Origin of the sequence: Bacillus sp. ISL-47 (genome assembly GCF_018613175.1) — a bacterium.
Classification (GTDB): Bacteria; Bacillota; Bacilli; order Bacillales; family Cytobacillaceae; genus Cytobacillus.
This window is the reverse complement of sequence record NZ_JAGGQS010000081.1, coordinates 1-15,571: the sequence shown is the minus strand read 5'-3', so window position 1 is coordinate 15,571 and position 15,571 is coordinate 1. Positions and strand designations below refer to the sequence as shown.

At 42.8% G+C, this 15,571-nt stretch carries 15 protein-coding genes; 5 read left to right on the top strand and 10 right to left on the bottom strand.

Annotated features, from left to right (window positions below):
- Positions 1-183 precede the first annotated feature (183 nt).
- Both J7I93_RS23665 and J7I93_RS23660 read right to left on the bottom strand, forming a co-directional pair.
- The gene (locus tag J7I93_RS23665) at positions 184-822 is read right to left on the bottom strand and encodes a PspA/IM30 family protein (RefSeq protein ID WP_214729162.1); all 639 of its coding nucleotides are present in this window, start codon (positions 820-822) and stop codon (positions 184-186) included.
- Positions 823-855: 33 nt separating this feature from the next.
- Positions 856-1,203 carry a lmo0954 family membrane protein gene (locus J7I93_RS23660; RefSeq protein ID WP_214729160.1) on the bottom strand — a complete coding sequence of 116 codons (348 nt, stop codon included), beginning with the start codon at positions 1,201-1,203 and terminating at the stop codon, positions 856-858.
- Between the two features lie 246 nt (positions 1,204-1,449).
- Here J7I93_RS23660 and J7I93_RS23655 point away from each other — a divergent pair, with 246 nt between their 5' ends.
- Positions 1,450-1,959 (top strand): hypothetical protein, encoded by a 510-nt coding sequence (locus J7I93_RS23655; protein WP_214729158.1) that lies wholly within the window; start codon positions 1,450-1,452, stop codon positions 1,957-1,959.
- A 791-nt stretch (positions 1,960-2,750) separates the two neighbouring features.
- On the opposite strand, the gene shc is transcribed toward J7I93_RS23655, so the two are convergent.
- Positions 2,751-4,655, bottom strand: a complete 1,905-nt coding sequence (gene shc, locus J7I93_RS23650; RefSeq protein WP_214729156.1) for a squalene--hopene cyclase — start codon at positions 4,653-4,655, stop codon at positions 2,751-2,753.
- A gap of 131 nt (positions 4,656-4,786) precedes the next feature.
- Here shc and J7I93_RS23645 point away from each other — a divergent pair, with 131 nt between their 5' ends.
- Both J7I93_RS23645 and J7I93_RS23640 read left to right on the top strand, forming a co-directional pair.
- Positions 4,787-5,710, top strand: coding sequence for a glycerophosphodiester phosphodiesterase family protein (locus tag J7I93_RS23645; protein ID WP_214729154.1), 924 nt, complete (start codon positions 4,787-4,789; stop codon positions 5,708-5,710).
- Positions 5,711-5,786: 76 nt separating this feature from the next.
- The gene (locus tag J7I93_RS23640; RefSeq protein WP_214729152.1) at positions 5,787-6,722 is read left to right on the top strand and encodes a VanW family protein; all 936 of its coding nucleotides are present in this window, start codon (positions 5,787-5,789) and stop codon (positions 6,720-6,722) included.
- Here the strand turns inward: J7I93_RS23640 and J7I93_RS23635 are convergent.
- Both J7I93_RS23635 and rraA read right to left on the bottom strand, forming a co-directional pair.
- Positions 6,719-6,979 (bottom strand): hypothetical protein, encoded by a 261-nt coding sequence (locus tag J7I93_RS23635; RefSeq protein WP_214729150.1) that lies wholly within the window; start codon positions 6,977-6,979, stop codon positions 6,719-6,721. The two genes, J7I93_RS23640 and J7I93_RS23635, sit on opposite strands and share 4 nt — an antisense overlap.
- Before the next feature lie 94 nt (positions 6,980-7,073).
- Positions 7,074-7,553, bottom strand: coding sequence for a ribonuclease E activity regulator RraA (gene rraA, locus J7I93_RS23630; RefSeq protein ID WP_214729149.1), 480 nt, complete (start codon positions 7,551-7,553; stop codon positions 7,074-7,076).
- Positions 7,554-7,777: 224 nt separating this feature from the next.
- On the opposite strand from rraA, the gene J7I93_RS23625 reads away from it, so the two are divergent.
- Entirely contained in the window at positions 7,778-7,921 is a 144-nt protein-coding gene (locus J7I93_RS23625) for a hypothetical protein (RefSeq protein ID WP_214729147.1), read from the top strand.
- Positions 7,922-8,362: 441 nt separating this feature from the next.
- Here the strand turns inward: J7I93_RS23625 and mutM are convergent, their stop codons facing one another.
- On the bottom strand, positions 8,363-9,172 hold the full coding sequence (gene mutM, locus J7I93_RS23620; RefSeq protein ID WP_214729145.1) for a bifunctional DNA-formamidopyrimidine glycosylase/DNA-(apurinic or apyrimidinic site) lyase: 810 nt from the start codon (positions 9,170-9,172) through the stop codon (positions 8,363-8,365).
- Positions 9,173-9,350: 178 nt separating this feature from the next.
- Between mutM and J7I93_RS23615 the strand changes: the two genes are divergently transcribed.
- Positions 9,351-9,842 carry a hypothetical protein gene (locus J7I93_RS23615; RefSeq protein WP_214729143.1) on the top strand — a complete coding sequence of 164 codons (492 nt, stop codon included), beginning with the start codon at positions 9,351-9,353 and terminating at the stop codon, positions 9,840-9,842.
- A gap of 73 nt (positions 9,843-9,915) precedes the next feature.
- On the opposite strand, the gene J7I93_RS23610 is transcribed toward J7I93_RS23615, so the two are convergent.
- The 4 genes from J7I93_RS23610 to J7I93_RS23595 form a co-directional block, all read right to left on the bottom strand.
- Entirely contained in the window at positions 9,916-11,052 is a 1,137-nt protein-coding gene (locus tag J7I93_RS23610) for a trans-sulfuration enzyme family protein (RefSeq protein ID WP_214729141.1), read from the bottom strand.
- A 120-nt stretch (positions 11,053-11,172) separates the two neighbouring features.
- On the bottom strand, positions 11,173-12,366 hold the full coding sequence (locus J7I93_RS23605; protein ID WP_214729139.1) for a Ger(x)C family spore germination protein: 1,194 nt from the start codon (positions 12,364-12,366) through the stop codon (positions 11,173-11,175).
- Complete coding sequence (locus J7I93_RS23600) at positions 12,363-13,952, bottom strand: spore germination protein (RefSeq protein WP_214729137.1); 1,590 nt, start codon at positions 13,950-13,952, stop codon at positions 12,363-12,365. Before J7I93_RS23600 ends, J7I93_RS23605 begins: the two co-directional genes overlap by 4 nt.
- Entirely contained in the window at positions 13,949-15,070 is a 1,122-nt protein-coding gene (locus J7I93_RS23595; protein WP_214729135.1) for a GerAB/ArcD/ProY family transporter, read from the bottom strand. Before J7I93_RS23595 ends, J7I93_RS23600 begins: the two co-directional genes overlap by 4 nt.
- Positions 15,071-15,571 lie beyond the last annotated feature (501 nt).

Genomic DNA, 15,571 nt, shown 5'->3' with positions numbered 1-15,571 from the left:
TTATTCAATGTCCTGCGGGAGAAGAGGGAGCGGGAGACCCCGCAGGCGTGAAACGCCGAGGAGGCTCCCGTTCCTCCCCGCGGGTTCGCTGCGTGACTGGAGCGGAAATCAACGGGCAAGCTTTATAATCCAAAGACAACATTCTATACGAAAAGAGCCTTTTTAAACCTCTGACACGATGGATTATATAACAGGCCTCTTCTCGAGCTCTTTTTCCAGCTGAGCGATGCGGGCATCAATAGTACTGCGATGGTAGGAGCTTTTCACCTGGTGCTCCAGACGGTCAAGGTATGATTCGATTTCCTTGAATCTTGAGAAGGACTTATCAGAGTAGCTGCCGTTTTCCAGTACTTTATCCATTTGATGGTTGGCTCGTGTAATGTTTTCGCGGCCCATAAGTTCCATGCGGCGGATGTGCATATCCTTGAGCTTATGCTTCATTTCTTCGTATTTTCTTTCAAGGTCTCCCATTTGCTGTGTAGCTTGAGTTAATAATTCTTTTAAACGATTGGCACGCTCGTCATATTGTGTTTGTTCCTGAGCTGCAAAATGATAGAGTTCCTCTTCTCCTGCTTGTGACGCAATTTCAGCCTGGCGTTTGCGTTTGCCGGCAAGCTCCATTGCCTGCTCGTATTCACGAGTGAACTCTTCTTTTAATGTATATTGGCGTTCCAAAAGCTTGCGGACCTTTTCTGTTTCGCGCTCACATTCGCGGAGATATTGATTTAACAGCGCGATCGGATTCTTTTTCTCCTTTGTATCCAATGCTTCATGCAAGTCAGCCATTACAGTGTCTTTAATGCGTGTAAATAAGTTTGCCATATTGATCTCTCCTTTTTCATACTCTCATTTTTATTAGTTTTGTTTTAATTCAGCCCATTGCTTTTCAAAGTTCGCGAAAGGGTCATTGTCTTCTTCTTTTACGATAGAACTTGATTCGTTCCATTTTTTATAAACAAGGTAAAGCACGTATGCAGCTGCAAGGCCGAGAATGGCCGGGAAGTTCGCTGCTGTAGCCATAAATGCGATGAAACCGATGACCCCGTAACCGAATTTAGCCAAAGTGCTATCTGCTTTTAAAAATTGTTTAAACACAAAATATAGAATCGCTGCACTTACTGCCAGCCCTACCATCGGGCCTAAATTCGTGATCAGCACCATTGCTGCAACCCCGCCTGCTATCAATAATCCAAGTTTTTTCATTTTCATTTCCTCCTTTCTTGATTTCATCTTACCTGTATTTCGTTTTTGCTATAACGAGCCTCAGCTTTATTTTCATATAAGACCTGAGACGTAGCGGATGGTCAGTCTCTTTTGTCCAAGCTGGCAAATATGGAAAAAGAATGTACGTTAATGATCAAACATAGGGGGTACACAGGGGATATGCAAACAAATAAGGATGCCTAATATGCAGGCTTTTCTTAGAACAGTAGAAATGGAGGTCCTCATATGTTTGGCTATGATGATTTTATGAAGTTTATACAGGCCTTTTTCGTTGTATTTCCAGTGGTCACCCTTATTCACTTATTGGGGCACATTTTGTTTGCGGCCATATTTGGGGCCAAAGGGATCCGCGTTGTTATCGGATCAGGCAAATTGCTTTTTTCACTGAAGTTTCTAGAGGTTAGACGCTTTTATTTTTGGTATGGAGGGTGCGAGTATGCCTCTTTAAAATATAATAATAAGCTGACAAAATCACTGATCTTCTTAGGCGGTTCGATTTTTAATGTAGCAAGTATTTTTATTGTTAACTATTTAATCCGCATTGATATTCTGGAGGTTTCCATGCTCTGGTACCAGTTCGTTTATTTCTCGTTTTATTATGTATTCTTTGCCCTGCTGCCAATGGATATGGCTGACGGCACACTTAGTGACGGAAAAGCCATGTACAAGCTATGGCGGAATAAAAATAAAGATGATTCATCCTCAGACTGCCAGCTGGTGGACGGGAAAAGGTAGGGGCCTTTATTCAGACCACAGCTTTTTTCAGCCCCCTGATGTTTGGATCAAAAATCAGCTTCACCTCACTACTATTAAAAAGCAGCAAAAATTACGAAAACAGCAAGTATAAAAAAGGAAGCCCTCTTACTCCTAACGGGTTCCGTTAACTATCGCAAACATTAAAAATGTAATGCAAAATGACCTTCAAATTGTATTATGATTTGGAGGTCTATTTTTGTTGATATAAAGGGATTTCAATCACTATTTTTGGGGAATTTGAAGTGCGATATGTACATAAATATGTGGAGGTACAATAACCACTGTACCGCAGCAAAATACACTACATTTTTACTGCTAAATAGTATACAGAAATTTAAGGTTAGGCCATACTTTATCTTGGTGGTGATTTGACAGGGTATAAAAAATAAGCGGAAAAATTCCGGTTAAATTGGGAAATACCCATATTTCCCTAAAATTAAGAAGAGTTTTTCCGCTTATATCATCCAAATCTTTGAATTTTGTGCTATTTAGAGCAGTTAATCGGAAATTCTCCGCTTATTTTCGCTTTTTTAGCTTCCTCCATATACATTAACCGGAAATTCTCCGCCTATTCATACCTCCTACACAAAAACCGCTACGAAGAAGGCGGAAATAGTTTTAAACTTCTTAAAAGCCACATAGCAAGTGTATGACTCCTTGCTATATATCATGTTTTTGTCATGCATTTTATAGTGCGAAAAGGATTACATTTTGGTTGACATTTTCATGTGCAACTTGACGTTATGTGATAGGAAACGGAACCCGTTATCTTACTCTAGGCTTCCTTTTTGGTTGAATTTCTTCTCATAATGGCTTAGTGCCAATAATGGCCAGATATACCGGTAGCTGTGGTAATGCATATAGAAGAACCCGGCCATTCCCTGGCCTTTTGGGTAGTCTGCTGTCCAGTCATCTCTTTGTCCTTCGCGAATGAGGAAGGCAATGCCCTTTCTGATTTCGGGACTGTTTTCTTTCGAGACTGCAATGAGGGCATCCACTGCCCATGCGGTATGTGTCAAGGTGCTGGCACCCAGTGGGATATACCTCTTTTCTATATCGCTTCTGCAGGATTCTCCCCAGCCGCCATCATTATTTTGAGCCGACTTTATCCAATTAACTGCCTTCCTGATGTAAGCCTCATCCGGCGATTCGCCTGCAGCGGCTAAACCGGTAAGAGCTGCCCATGTTCCGTACAGATAGCAAATGCCCCAGCGGCCGTACCAGGACCCATCTCTCTCCTGATCTTTTCTCAGCCACTTTATGGCTCTTTTTATAGAATTGTCAGTTTGATCAAGGGCAGTGTATTCCCCTAAATATTCCAGTGTCCTTCCGGTTAAGTCAGCTGTGGATGGATCTGTGAGGATAAATTCAGCACCCTGGATGGGCAAGAGATTCAGCAGCTGGTTATCCACATTTTTTTCAAAGGCTGGCCAGCCCCCATCCCGGTTTTGCATGGACCGGACCCAATCCTGCCCTCTCTTCATGGATTGCTCCAACACCGGATCCTGTAAGGCTATCTTATGAAAGCTTCTTAAGCTGGCGGTTGTATCATCCACATCTGGATGCATGGTATTTAAATCGGAAAACCCCCATCCGCCCGGGAGTGCTTTCCGATTGTGGACAATCCAGTCGCCATAGCGTGTATGCTGCCTGGAAAGGAGATATTGATTGGCTTTTTGAATGATGTCATCTGACTCATCCACCCCCGCTTTCTGAATGGCATGGGAAATTAAAGCCGTATTCCAAACCGCAGCATCGGTATATTGGATATGAGTATGGCCGTCGATGGTACAGGCCATTCCCTTTAACCCTTCTACAGCTTTCGTAATGACCGGATCCCTGGCAGTATAGCCAAGTGCAAGGAGTGCAAAGATCATATAATAAGTGCTGCTAAAATAATTTAATAACGTTCCGTCGGGTTCAATCCGCTGAAGCATGTATTGCTTCGTGCCTTCAAGGGCCATACTCCGGAGCCGCTTCGGAATTCCAATCAGACCTTTAACCAGGCTGGACAAGGTATTCATAATCTTTTTCCAATCATCAGAGCGTATTTCTCCCCAAAGTTCCTCCCTATGTCCTGTTCCATAAAGCTCACTTAAGTCTGGACTATTTTTTGTCCGAAGGCTGTATTTTTTGTTTCCCAGCAAAATAACCGGCAATAAATTAATTCTTGCAAAACTTGAAAGCTGATAGATGCTGATTGGGCAGGAAGGCGGAAGCAGAACAATTTCAATCGGAACCGGAAAGATAACCGGCCATGGATATTGGCCTGTCATTGCCAGCATGATTTTTGTGTACATACCAGCTTTCTTTATGCCGCCCTTAGATAAAATAAACTTTCTTGCTGCTGCCATATTGGGATCATGCCTTTGTTTATAGCCTGAGTATAAAAGGGCGTAATAGGCATCAATCGTTAACGACAAATTACCTTCCCCCTCGTCTCTAAAAAGCTTCCATGCCCCGTTATGTTCCTGGCGGCTTTCGATTCTCTCCGCCAGTTTCTTAATAAGGGCTTCATCCTTCATTTTCAATGTCCTCAACAGGATGATCATATACGCATCTGTTATGATTCCTGTTTCAAACGGATGCCTCCAGGAACCATCTCCTGCCTGGGTTTTCCTAAGTTCTCCGATTAATCGGCTCATTTCTGCCTGGACTGGCTGCAATTTCCTCATTCCCTCACGATTAGATTTATACCAATATATTCTTTAATAGAGGGAAGGATTCGGGCTCTTAGCGGAGAAGGATTCTTTATGTTATTAGCGAATTTTCACATATGGATTTTTTAAAGAGAGGAAAATGTAAGATGCCCCAGCTGCAAATACGGAAAACAAAAGCCTATACAGCACTGATGATAATAGCGGCCTTTGCTGCCGCTCTTGTAGCCATCCAGTTTCTGCCTGTAGAAAAACTAGAGTCTAAGCCTTTTTTTGAATCAGAAAGGCCTATGGTTATTGCCCACCAGGGTGGAGAGTTATTGGCACCTTCGAACACAATGGCTGCCTTCCAGGGTGCTGTTGATATGGGCGTAGATGCTCTTGAATTCGATATTCATATAACAAAGGATGGGCATTTAGTGGCCATCCATGATGCAACTGTTGATAGGACGACCAATGGCACGGGCTCTGTTGAGGAGCTGACCTTGGAGGAAATACAAGTCCTGGATGCTGGCTATGACTTTAAAGATCTAAATGGAAAAAAAAGCTATAGAGGTAAAGGGACATCTATTCCAACGGTGGATGAGATTTTTACTGCTTTTTCAAATATGAAGATGGTGATTGAAATCAAAGATGATATCCCTGCCAACAGGATAGAGGAAGCTGCCGGGAATCTGTGGAAGCTGATTAAAAAATATGGAAAGGAGGAACAAGTACTCGTTGTTGCTTTTGACCAGGAGATCGTTGATGTCTTTGCCGAAATTTCAAACCGGCAAACCGCTTTAGCAGGCGGGCGGCAGGAAATAAAAAACTTCGTGATCATGCATTCATTGTTCCTGCGCAATTTTTACAGTCCCAGCGTGGATGCATTTCAGATTCCTGTAAGAGAAGGCAAGATTGATTTGACTGCCAAAAGGTATATGAATGGAGCGCATCGGAGAGGAATTGATGTACATTATTGGACAATAGATGATAAAGAAACGATGGCAGAGCTTATCAGGAAAGGAGCGGATGGCCTCATTACCAACCGGCCCGATGTGATGATCAAGCTTCTTGAAGAAATGGGCTATTAACGTGACCATTTTACTTTTTTCGGCACATGAAACCATGCCTTCCCGCCTATACTAAGGTCGGAGGTGTGCCAGTGATATGAAATTTTCATGGATGTTTGGATTAATGCTTTTAGTACAATCTCATACGGCCAATCTTCCTGAAAACTTAACAATTGAAAGGGATGGAAAACCCATCGCGAGCATGGCCAGGGCTGAGTATCAGATGCCTTTTCCAGGCATGCCCCTTATTGACCTTGAAAAGTATAATCAGTTCCTTGTCAAATTGGATCGCCGGACATATTTACCCCCGGTCAATGCTTATATAGATGATACAGGAAGAATTATCTCTGAGCAGGCTGGAAGAAAGCTTCACCGTAAAGCGTTTACAGATATTTTCTATACATATTTTTATCAAACGGGTTCATCAGCAGCAGAGATTCCGTTGCTTGCTATTTATCCGCGTGTTGACCGGGATCTTTTAGCCCATATCCGCGTTAACCGAATTGCCCAGTATGTAACATATTTTAATCCGAATAACACAACACGATCCCATAATATAGAACTGGCAGCAGAAGCCATCAATAACCATGTTATATTTCCGGGGGAGACATTTTCCTTTAATCGTGTAGTTGGCAAGAGAACGAAGGAAAAAGGATATATGCGCGCCCCAGTTATCGTAAGGGGTGAGCTTTCAGAAGATATTGGCGGAGGCATTTGCCAGGTATCCTCCACTCTTTTCAATGCGGTTGACCGGGCGGGCGTCAAGGTTCTGGAGCGGTACTCCCACAGCAAAAAGGTTCCATATGTACCGCCAGGCCGGGACGCAACGGTCAGCTGGTATGGCCCTGACTTCACTTTTAAAAATCGGTACAGCTACCCATTGCTTATTCGCGCCAAAGCCATACACGGCCAAATGGTCATCAGAGTGTTTTCCTCTGATGAAATCGATTATGAACCCCGCCCGGTGCCGGAAGCTTCGAAAATGCTCCCTGAAGAAATCAGCATTGAAAGGGAAGCCAACACGGAGGATTAACTTAAAAACAAGCCGAGAATCATCATAATCAAACCGAAAATAGCTGCTCCTCGCTTAACACTCTTATTTTGCTGCGGTTTTAAAAACAAGCTTATGACAAAACCGACTGGAAGAACGAGTCCATTCAGACTAAAATTAAATGAGCCCAGGAGATAATAGCCGAGTAGCTTTAAAAATAGCAGATGTTCATCTTCTTCCCTTTTACGAAACAGGATATAAATGCCAGCAGCCCATAATAAAAATATAATGATAAACATACTTGCACCCCCTTTTATATAGGTTATTCCCCTGTTTTAGGGAAAGTGCTTAAAAGCAGAAACACCCGCCAATAATGACGGGTGTTTCTTTCCTCTATAGGAGGCTTCTCGCAGCGACTATGACCCCATCTTCGTCTGCATAAACATAATCACCAGGCTTCCAATCAATTCCGCCGAATGTAACAGGAATATCCCGATCCCCTTTTCCTTCTTTTTTGCTTTTTAAAGGATTGCTGCCAAGAGCGATTATCCCGGTCTCCAAATCGCCTAACTCCACGGTATCCCGGACACAGCCATAAATAATTACACCCGCGAGCCTTCTTGATTCGGCAATCTCGCCGAGCCGGTCGCCCATTAACGCACACCTTTTTGAGCCGCCGCCGTCAACGACCAGCACATTTCCTGCTGGGATGGACTCCAATGCCGCTTTTACTAGCACATTATCTTCAAAAACTCTAACGGTTGAAATGGGGCCAGAAAACTTGCTTCTTTTTCCATACGATTTAAATTCCTGCTGGCATATAAGAAGCTCTCTGGTGTATTCATCACACAGGTCAGCTGTTTTAAAATCCAATGATATCTCCTCCTTTTATTAAATTTCGGAACAGTACCCTTTTTTAGGTCCCCTGCTCTACAGCAGTCCCCCTGCCTTTATTCTTCGTGATTCATACATCCGTTCCCTTCCTTTTTTCGCATTGGAAAGGGAAAGATTATCGATTTCAGGCATATATCTTAATAAAGGAAACGCTTTCACATTCCCGTTTACTTCACTGGCTGATGAAAAAGGGAGGTTAAGAGATGGCTTTAATGTGGACGATTACGGCAGGGTTTATGATTTCATTGGGGCTTGCCGGATTTATGCTTGTCTACTTCTTAAAAGGGGCAATGAATACCAAGGATTCCACATCGGTGGACCCGGTTCAAAGAGATTCAGCAGAGTAAGGAAAATTGCATCTGACTCAAAAGGTCGTTAAGTGAGCCCTTTTGAGTCAGACGCATAGAATAATAATGTGAGGTCTCACACCTCCATGGTACAGGGATGTTAGTTGGTTCTTGTTCTACTCTTTTTACATAAGAAAACCGTTCCTTTCTCGAATGGTTGGTTGTGGCGACACTTATTATACCAAAAAGGACGATTTTCCCTTTTTTACCTTAATGTATTTGCTGATACTGATTCTTGCACCCTGTTGATTGGAGCGGAAGGGGCGAGACTCCTGCGGGAGAAGCGCGTCAACGGGAGACACCGCAGGTGCGAATGCACCGAGGAGGCTCCCGGACCGCCCGCGTTCGCTGAGTCCCTGTAGCGGAAATCAACATGCCAATTTTATAGAGCTATTAACTCGGAAAAAAGAGGTTTTAAGCACATTAAGGATAAATCCGGCACTATTTTTGGCAATTCCTGCAGTAAAATGTTTTTCGCGACGAAATCTCTTCTTTTACGATGGGGCTGCTGCAGCGAAGGCATGCTTCTCCTTCCCTATCATAAACCCTGCATTGTTCATTATATCCCCCCGTTTTTGTGTCCCCTCTAAACAGCGGTTCCTCCATATAGCCCCCAAACTGGATGGCTCTCGTTAGCACACTCTTTAAAGACTGGTAGAGAATTTTGATTTCGTCCTCATCCAGTTCATCCGCTTTTTTCATGGGAAGCAGACCGGCTTCAAAGCAGATTTCATCGCTATAGCAATTGCCGATTCCGGATAAAAACTGCTGATTGACAAAAGTAGTTTTCAGCATCCCCCTTCTGCTCCCAATTAGCTCACGGAAAACAGGAAAACTGAATGTTTGATCCATGGGTTCCGGCCCTAAATCAGCCAGCTCTTTCTCCAATTCAGTGTCTGTTAAGAGGTAAAGGTAGCCCAGTCTTAAGCCGATAAAATATAATTTTTTTTCCCCGAAGGCAAGGATGACCTGTTTTGTCCGATCAGGGCTGTCTTCTTCATTGCCAATATACATCCAACCGCCAAGCATAAGATGCAGCAGCAAGTTTTTGCCGGAACTTAGCTTGAAGATAAGGTGCTTGGCCCTCCGCTGAATTTCCGTGATTTGCGTATTTAATAGCTGGCTCTGAAATTGCCCGTTATTGATATTAATCGACTTTTCACGGTTAATTTCCACACCCGCAATGGTTCTGCCAGCCAGCTGTTCAGTCAATAACCTTCTGTAAGTTTCCATTTCCGGCAGCTCAGGCATAGGATCAGCTCCTTCCAAAAATACTGTTACCTTAGTATTGAATGGAAAGAATATCTTCATCCCTTCACGTTTAAAAAAATTGCTGCTTGATTCTTTTATTTAGGTTCATAAATATGTAACATAATTTTCCAATATTTTAATGGTGAAAATGGTACGATGATGTCAAGGGGGTCATATTATGCAAATGCGCCGTTCCACAAAGCAGATAGCACTTTTCTTTATCATCTATTTCGCTTTATTATGTTCCTTAATTTTTTCCGCTGCTGCCTTTAAGCCTTCCTTTCAAAAGGAGCAGCCAGCTGAAATTTCATCTGCCTTTTCAAAGGAAATCCAAATCCAGGATGAAAAACAGAAAAGGAAAGCGACTGAAAATGAAGGAAAATGGCAGCCCTCCAAGACTTTTATCATAACGGCTATTTCAATCGGCTCTGTCCTGGATATTATCATTGCCATCCTTTGGGCCCGCCATGAAAATAAAAAGAACCAGGAAAGCCAATCGTATAATCCTAATAAGTGGACAAATAAAAAATGGTTTTGGTACCTGGTATCGATGGGGATTGTTCTGCCAAAGAACGGCAAGCTGACGATCAGCTGGAAAAACTTGTTTTTAACCATCCTCTTTTTGGTTTTATTGAAGTTTTGGTTTTTTGAAAAGCTGGAGAGCATTTAGAGGATGATTTGTTGTTGGGAAGATAGCTTAGCAAGAAAAAAGATTCCACGGCCTCGCCGGGAATCTTCTTCGTTTATGCTAGCCCTTGCTTGATTGCATGATTTAGCTGGGCAATAATATCCTCTGCATGCTCAATTCCGATTGAAATGCGTACAACATGGCTGGATATGCCTAGTTTCCTGCAGGCTTCAGGAGGCAATGCCCTGTGCGAGGTTGTCAGCGGATGGGACACAGATGTTTCAACTCCTGCAAGGGTTGGGACTATTTTTACCCAGCCTAGTCCTTTGAAAAACTCATTCACTTTAATCCTGTCAGCCAACTCAATTGTCACAATCGCTCCAAAGCCGGCGTCCCCGTGCTCAAACGGATAATAGACTGTTTTAATATCCTGATTTTCCTTTAGTGCCTCAGCCACTTTTTTAGCGTTAGAGGATTGCTGCCTCATTCTAAGTGCAAGCGTTTTCGCCCCCCTGCATGTCAGCCATGCTTCAAACGGACTTAAATTGGCTCCAAGGTTCACGATTTTTCCGCGCGCTTTCCCAATCAGCGCTTCATCCCCAACGAGGACACCTGCTGTAATATCGCTGTGCCCGCCAATATATTTCGTTGCACTGTGCACAATTAAGTCAATGTCCGTAAGATATGGCTGGCAATGGTATGGGGTTGCAAACGTATTATCAATCAGGGATATAAGGCTGTGCTTTTTCGCCAGGCGGGAGACCTCCTCCAAATTTTCCACTCTCAATAATGGATTGGTGATGGATTCGGAATAAAGCAGCTTGGTATTGTCCTTAATTGCTTCCTCAACTTTCTCCATATCGGAAAAAGGTACGACCGTTACTTCTATTCCCAGCTGTGTCAGCTCTTCTTTTATCAAATGAAAGCTGCCTCCATACAGGTCATCTGCAGCCACAATATGGTCCCCGCTTTTAACAACAGCCAGCACTCCAGCTAAAATGGCTGACAAACCTGATGATGCCGCTACACCAGCCGGTGCCCCTTCCAGACTGGCAATTAAGTCGCCAAGCTCATCCGTATTCGGGTTTCCTACCCGGGAATATAAATAATTGCCGTTTCCCTGGTAAAACCCCTCCAGTTCCTCAAGGTCATTAAAGGCAAAAGCAGAGGTTTGGTAAATAGGCGTCACTTTGCTTTTGATCGTCCGATCAGTCTTGTTTTTCCTATGTAATACAGCGGTCTCAAAATTCATCTGTCATGGCCCCTTTAAAAAGAAATAAGGGCTGGACTATGCCCAGACCTTTAGGTTGCAATAAGCCTTCATCAAATAATAGGCTGAATTGTAAATCAATTTCGATAGAAAAATTATATCTTATTTAACTTCATTCAAAAAGCTTTTTGTCCTGATTCCTGATCTTCTAATTATAACTGTTGTATCTACCTTCACATCTGCTTCTGAAAATTTTTCATCCCAGCTGTCTTCTACTTGTTTAAAGTCTTTATAATCCTGCCTTTGCACCACTTCTCCAAAGCCGAAAATATCCGCTTCGTACTCTTCCTGGACCTTTTTTATCGTCCCTGAAATGACTTTTTCTAAGTATTTCTCTGCACAGCTTTCGCAATCAAAATAAGTTTTTGCTTTATCAAATTGATTATTGCAGTGGGTGCCATCCACGTACGCTTCAGCTCTTATATTAATATCTATTTTTGGCTGGCCGCCTTGAATTTCTCCGTTTATCTTCGTTCTTGTATTATACACCCTTAACCCCATATAGCGGCCTTCTTCACATTCTACAGTAATAGACGTTTTTATTATTTTATCCTGAATCCATAAATAGTTCCTTGAATCCTCTAAGGAAAGATAGCCCGCTAACTTATCCTTTTTAAATATTGCAAGGGAATCGAGTATGACGAGAGCATCCGGAGTCACTTTTTTCATATTCTCGGAACTCAGACCCTTCTTTGGATCTCCCAGAATGGTAACGGCTGCCATCACAGGCTCCCGGCCTGAAGAAGTCCAGGCTCTTATGACATCATTCATTCTCACACCCGGGTCGCCCCCCCAATCCTTCTTCATGGTATCAAGCTGCGTATGGAGCTTTAGGGAGGGAGACTTTTGGAATTGATAGGTTACCCTTAAGATATCAGCACCCCTCATACCTCTTGCAATTAAAATATTGAAGTCATCACGAATTTCCCTGTTTCTCTCAAGATAATCAATAAAATCAATGATTCCCTCCTTAGCCAGTTCTTCTCCAATGATTAATGTCCTCATATGCGAATAGATCAAATGTCTCGAAATTCCTTCATTCACTTTGTAGGCCAGTTCAGCAAGTGAGTTGCCTTCCACACCATAAACGATAGAAGGAGCAAATCCGCTTGCAGTCTGTTTATTTAGTTCAGTCGCATTAATGCCCTCTACAGTCAGAACATATTTATCGTTTTCACCTTTGTCTACCGCCATTCCAGTAACAACGGTTATTTCCCCAAGTTCCCTTTGGTCCCAGCATCCTGAAAGCAGGATCATAACTTGAATAAGAATGGCCAATAAGGCATACCTTTTCAATTTGCCCGCTCCCCTTTCATAGGCGGAGGAGAAGGTGATCCTGTTTTAGGCATTTTCTCAGGGTTCTGTGTTTTTAAGTATGCAGGACGCTGCCGCATGCTCCAGAACGGAAAACGAAAGAAAACATCTTTCTGCTGTTCAATAATAAAAGGCGCAACTGGTGATAAATAAGCAACCCCAAACGATCTAAGTGAGCTTAAATGAGCCACAATGAAAACAAGGACAATCAAAACACCATAAAGCCCCAAGATAGCCGAGACAATAATCAGCATAAATCGCAATAACCTTGCTGCCGCTGCAAAACTGTAGGTCGGTGATACAAAATTGGCAATGGCGGTAATCGCGACAATAATCACCATGATATTGGAGATAATCCCTGCTTCGGCTGCAGCCTGCCCGATTACAAGCGCCCCTACAATTGAAACCGTTTGTCCAACAGCCCTGGGCATTCGGACACCGGCTTCACGCAAAATCTCAAAGGTCACTTCCATAATAAGGACTTCTATTACTGCCGGAAAGGGAACCCCTTCCCGCTGGGCAATGATCCCCAGCAGGAGCGGAGTTGGCAAAAGCTCATGGTGAAAGGTTAAAATACCGACATATAAAGAAGGGGTAATCAGGGCAATCATAAATGACAAATACCTGATCATCCTTAAGAAGCTGCCCATCATAAAATTTTGATAATAATCTTCTGCAATAGAAAAGAAATCAACCAGGACAGCCGGAACCAGTAAAACAAACGGCGTGCCATCAACCAAAATAGCAATCTTGCCATCAAGCAGATTTGCCGCCACCGCATCAGGCCTTTCTGTATTTAGCGCAAGCGGAAAGGGTGTGGCCGTTTTATCTGCGATCAGCTCTTCAATATTGCCGGATTCAAAGATGGCATGAACCTTTATTTTGCTAAGCCTTTTACGAACCTCCTCTACTATTTTTTTATTCGAAATGCCTTCCATATAGCTAATATAGACAGAAGTATTCGTCTCGGACCCGATGATAAACTTCTCGAAGCGCAGATTTCTGTTTTTTATTCTTCTTCTTAACAGGCTTACATTGGTGGATATTGATTCAACAAACCCATCCTTTGGTCCCCTAATGACGGTCTGGGTGCTTGGCTCTGTAATCGATCGATCTTCACTGCTTGTCATGGAAAGGGAGAGTGCCTTTTCAATGTCCTTAAAAAAGATAATGATATTTCCGTAGAGCAGGGCAGTAATCATGTCATTAAACGTTTCAATGAGCTGGTAGCCCGCTCCTCCAAATTTCTCCTTGCATAACGATTTCAGGTCATCCTCAGTTGTTAACTCCAGTCCATCATGCTTTCCGCTGAGTGATTGCAAGAAGGTTTCTTTCAGCTGTTTTGTATCAACCATGCTTGTAAGATAGACAAGCAGTGCATCCTTGCCTTCTGTTTTCAGCTCATCCATGCTTAAATCTATAGTGTTTCCGAACTCTTCCTTTATTTTTTCCTTCAGCTGCTCTAAACTCAGCGTTTTAAGGTCTGCATTAGCCTCTGCAGGTTCTTCAACCTGGATAGGAAGCTCTTTCTTCTTGCGCATCTTTAAAAGTGATTTAAGAATACTCAAAACTTCATCTCCTTCGCGCTGGATTTAGACTTTTTCTTTCTTAGCTTCAAGATTAAAACGAATAACAGAAGCGATGGTAAACCGAACTGCATCGGCAGGTGCAGATAATATGGAACCAGCTCAATCCCCTCCTGCCAATGGTCACCAAAGTTCACGGAAATCAAAATGGAAAACACGGATACAATCATCGCCACCGGAAGGGAAAAATACCGGTATGGAAGCCGGAAAGTATATTCAAGGCCTTTTAACCCCGCAAACATAAATACAGAGCCTTTGATCAATATCCCCAGCATCATGATAAAAACAACCAGCGCATCGATTCTCTCGATAAAGTTTCCGATGGAGACTTCCCGTGCTGAACTCAGCATTGGAAAATTAGAGCGAAGCAATGCATCCACTCCCAGTGTGACAATCATCAGAAACATGGCAAATAGCAGGAGTGCCCCCGCTATCCCCACTCCCATTAAAGACACACGCATACAATATTTAAAATTAGTCACAACCGGAAGAATCAGTGTAAACGCAATCAGCTCACCAAAGGGAAACACAATAAGCGTTGGGAATAATGCTTTAAAAACAGGCTGAAATCCATCACCCAGGACTGGCTGCAGTTCAAACAAGTTCACGTTCCCGCTGGCGAATAAAAGGATCGTGAGAAGAAAAAGAAATCCGAATAAATACGGGGTGAAAATCTCCGAGGTTCTCCCAAGCACTTCAAGCCCCAGATATAAAATATAGGCCATCAGCATACATATCGTCAGTGAAATGATTTCGATTGGCGTTGACGGGAGAATGGCAGAAGCAATCAATTCGCCAAAGTCACGGACCACCCGGCTGGCAAGGTACAGAAAATAGATGATATATACAATAGAAAGCATAATAGCAATGGGCCTTTTAAAACAAAACTCCATAATTTCAAACAGATTCTTCCCTGGCATCCGGCTAATGATAAAATAGTAAAACAGCATGATCCCAAGTCCGATGACAACCGAAATTGCGATGGCAATCCACGCATCTTTTTTTGCATCCCCGCCAACTCCAACAACAATGGCACTGCCTAAAAGGAAATTGATCAATAAAGTCAGCAGCTGGCTAAGAGAAATGTTCTCCTTTAACATCTAATCACCATTCCCTTTTAATAAAAAGCCTTGGACGTCTGCATATACTGGATCACAGCCTAAAATCCAATCAGAGTTTTCCGTTCCTGGTAGTGGGCACAATTCTAATTCGCCACTCACTAAAAGCGGCAGTTTTTGTTCTTTGTTCTCCTCCAGCCCAAGGCACATTGCTAAAGTATAGGATCAAGAGGAGCGTGATTGTTTTCGCGCTTTAAAAATACGAAAATCAGTTACAATGCTGGATACCAATCCAACGACAATCGTAACAAGTATAATCATTCTTCCAGTGGCAACCTCTGAAAACAACAAATTTTTTAAAGCTTCCCAAAAGGTGAATTCAAAAATTTGCATATCAAATACTGTGGACAAAAGAGTCATTAGTATAAAAATTGTCAGATAGCTAAACGTAACCATCGCAGATACCCCATTAACATTCGATACTGTTTATCTTTTCTCACACTGTTTTTTTTATCCAAAATTACAATCGAGTAGGAGGGGGTG

What these genes read in the sequence shown, in the direction of transcription:
- J7I93_RS23615 (WP_214729143.1), top strand. Translation starts at nt 9,351, where the DNA reads ATGCAAATGCGCCGTTCCACAAAGCAGATAGCACTTTTCTTTATCATC.
- J7I93_RS23660 (WP_214729160.1), bottom strand. Translation starts at nt 1,203, where the DNA reads ATGAAAAAACTTGGATTATTGATAGCAGGCGGGGTTGCAGCAATGGTG.
- J7I93_RS23595 (WP_214729135.1), bottom strand. Translation starts at nt 15,070, where the DNA reads ATGTTAAAGGAGAACATTTCTCTTAGCCAGCTGCTGACTTTATTGATC.
- shc (WP_214729156.1), bottom strand. Translation starts at nt 4,655, where the DNA reads ATGAGGAAATTGCAGCCAGTCCAGGCAGAAATGAGCCGATTAATCGGA.
- J7I93_RS23610 (WP_214729141.1), bottom strand. Translation starts at nt 11,052, where the DNA reads ATGAATTTTGAGACCGCTGTATTACATAGGAAAAACAAGACTGATCGG.
- J7I93_RS23625 (WP_214729147.1), top strand. Translation starts at nt 7,778, where the DNA reads ATGGCTTTAATGTGGACGATTACGGCAGGGTTTATGATTTCATTGGGG.
- J7I93_RS23635 (WP_214729150.1), bottom strand. Translation starts at nt 6,979, where the DNA reads ATGTTTATCATTATATTTTTATTATGGGCTGCTGGCATTTATATCCTG.
- mutM (WP_214729145.1), bottom strand. Translation starts at nt 9,172, where the DNA reads ATGCCTGAGCTGCCGGAAATGGAAACTTACAGAAGGTTATTGACTGAA.
- J7I93_RS23665 (WP_214729162.1), bottom strand. Translation starts at nt 822, where the DNA reads ATGGCAAACTTATTTACACGCATTAAAGACACTGTAATGGCTGACTTG.
- J7I93_RS23645 (WP_214729154.1), top strand. Translation starts at nt 4,787, where the DNA reads ATGCCCCAGCTGCAAATACGGAAAACAAAAGCCTATACAGCACTGATG.
- J7I93_RS23655 (WP_214729158.1), top strand. Translation starts at nt 1,450, where the DNA reads ATGTTTGGCTATGATGATTTTATGAAGTTTATACAGGCCTTTTTCGTT.
- J7I93_RS23640 (WP_214729152.1), top strand. Translation starts at nt 5,787, where the DNA reads ATGAAATTTTCATGGATGTTTGGATTAATGCTTTTAGTACAATCTCAT.